Source organism: Kitasatospora sp. NPDC056531, assembly GCF_042794375.1.
In the GTDB taxonomy this organism is placed as follows: domain Bacteria; phylum Actinomycetota; class Actinomycetes; order Streptomycetales; family Streptomycetaceae; genus Kitasatospora.
The window spans coordinates 1-1,973 of sequence record NZ_JBHTTU010000312.1 but is presented as its reverse complement, the minus strand read 5'-3'; the positions used below and the strand labels follow the sequence as shown (position 1 = coordinate 1,973).

2 protein-coding genes are annotated in these 1,973 nt (G+C 74.5%); both read right to left on the bottom strand.

The features are described 5' to 3' along the window. Nucleotides 1–105: 105 nt before the first annotated feature. Nucleotides 106–1,146 carry an AvrD family protein gene (locus ACFQ87_RS45970; RefSeq protein WP_380617005.1) on the bottom strand — a complete coding sequence of 347 codons (1,041 nt, stop codon included), beginning with the start codon at nucleotides 1,144–1,146 and terminating at the stop codon, nucleotides 106–108. Continuing rightward, nucleotides 1,143–1,907 (bottom strand): thioesterase II family protein, encoded by a 765-nt coding sequence (locus ACFQ87_RS45965; RefSeq protein WP_380617004.1) that lies wholly within the window; start codon nucleotides 1,905–1,907, stop codon nucleotides 1,143–1,145. The genes ACFQ87_RS45970 and ACFQ87_RS45965 overlap by 4 nt, the downstream gene beginning before the upstream one ends. Nucleotides 1,908–1,973: the final 66 nt, after the last annotated feature.

Sequence of the window (1,973 nt, the reverse complement as noted above, 5' to 3'; positions counted from 1 at the left end):
TGCGGATCCCGGTGTCGTCGCTGCCGACCAGCTCGCCGATCTCGTCGTTGGAGACGATCCTCGGCGGCACCATCGCGCCGAGCCCCTCCAGTACCGCGGCCCTGGTCATGCCGCCACCTCCCGTTCGTCGTGCCCGGTCCAGCCGGTCGGCAACCGGTGGGTCGCCGAGCAGTGGATCCGGATGTGTTCGAAGGCCGCCGCGATGTCGACCACCCGCCAGGTCTCCCCCGTCCTGGTGGTGAGCAGCTGCGGGTCGACCAGCTCAGCGGACAGCGGGGCCGGACCGGCCACCGGCCGGTAAGGGTCGCCGATCTCCAGGACGGTCTGCCGCATCCAGAGCGTGTTGCTCTCGGCGCGCGGGACGTCGTCCAGTCCGTAGATCAGGATCTGGCCCAGCTGGATCGCGCCCACGAAGGCGTCGATCACCGAGACCGAGCCGTGGCTGTAACTCTCCAGCCCGCTCACCGGGCCGGCCTGCGGCGCCGCCGGGCGGCTGCCGAGCAGGGCGGTCGCCCGCCGCGCGGGCAGGTCCACCCGCAGGGCCTCGATGGTCTGCGTCCTGGTCCGGTGCGCGGCGGCGAACGGCCGCAGCGGGGCCGGGCCGAGCAGGGCGTCCGGCGAGTCGAGGCGGGCGGTGCGCACCACCCCGGCCGGGAGCGCCGGGTGCTCGATCTCCAGCCGTGCCCGCAGCCCGCCCACCTGGCAGTCCACCACGGTCGAGCGGTCGGACTGCCGGGTGGCGGTGGCGTGGACGGCGAAGCCGCCCAACTCGGCCTCCACCGGCTTGGTCCCGGCCTTCAGCCGCACCCGGCGCAGCCGGAGCCCGGCGCGCTGGGCGGTGTCCAGGCCGTACGTCTGGGTCAGGTACACCTCGGCGGCCTCGCCCGCCATCAGCAGGACGTCGATGCTGCTGAGGTGCGGGGCCTGGTCGGTGGTGCCCTTGCGGGACCAGTCGGCCGGGTAGTCGACGGAGCCGCGGGCCCGTACCGTCCCGGTGCCGTTCGCCTGCGAGCCGACCACGATGTCGGTCAGCCGCTGCTCGGCCCGGCGGTAGCCGCTACCGAAGAAGCGGCGCTCACCTGGGCCGAGGTAGTCGTCCACGGTCGCCCGGACCGGTGCGTCGGGCGTCTGTGTCGTGCCGGTCATCTCACTCCCCCGTGTAAGTCGATCACGGCTGCCAGCCGCGTGAAGAATGCGTCCTTGGACTGTCGTTGGAAGAAGTGCCCGCCCGGGATCACCTGGAGGGTCCCGCCCCGTAGGGAGTGCGAGCACCACGCGGCCGCGTCCTCGACCGCCACCAGTGGGTCGTCGGCGCCGGCGAAGACGTCGATGGGGCAGGGCAGTTGATAGCTGTCGCCGGTGTGCCGGCGGCTCGTGCACAGTTCCAGGCCGGCCCGGACCTGGGCGAGGTAGTCGGCGAGCCGGTCCGGAGTGCCGCTGACCGCCGTCGGCAGGCCGTCGAACGCGGCCAGCCGGTGCGCGAGTTCGGCGTCGTCCAGGAGCAGCGCCGACTCCAGCGGAAGCGGCAGGTGCGGCGCCGGGTGGGCACCGACCAGCAGCCGCTTCGGCAGCCGGCGGCCGGTCGCGGCCAGGAACCGGACGAGGTGGTACGCGACCAGCGCACCCATGCTGTGGCCGTAGCAGAGGTACGGCTCGTCCAGCTGCGCGCCGAGCTGCTGGTGCAGCGCCCGGGCGAGCGGGGCGAGGTCACGGTGCGGCCCGCCGCCGGGCCCCTCCCGGTCCGGCAGCCGGACCGGGACGACCTCGACCCTCGGCCCCAACCGCCGCTGCCAGCCGGCGAAGGAGGCGGTGCTGCCGCCCGCGTGGTGGAAGGCGAACAGTCTGACGGGCCGGGTGACCCGCGGACGGGCCCGGACGTCGGCGAGGTGGACGACGACGGCACTCACAGGGCTGCTCCTCCCCTACGGGGCCCACCGCGCGTGGCGGTGGGCGGTCGGCGTGCCCGCCCCGGG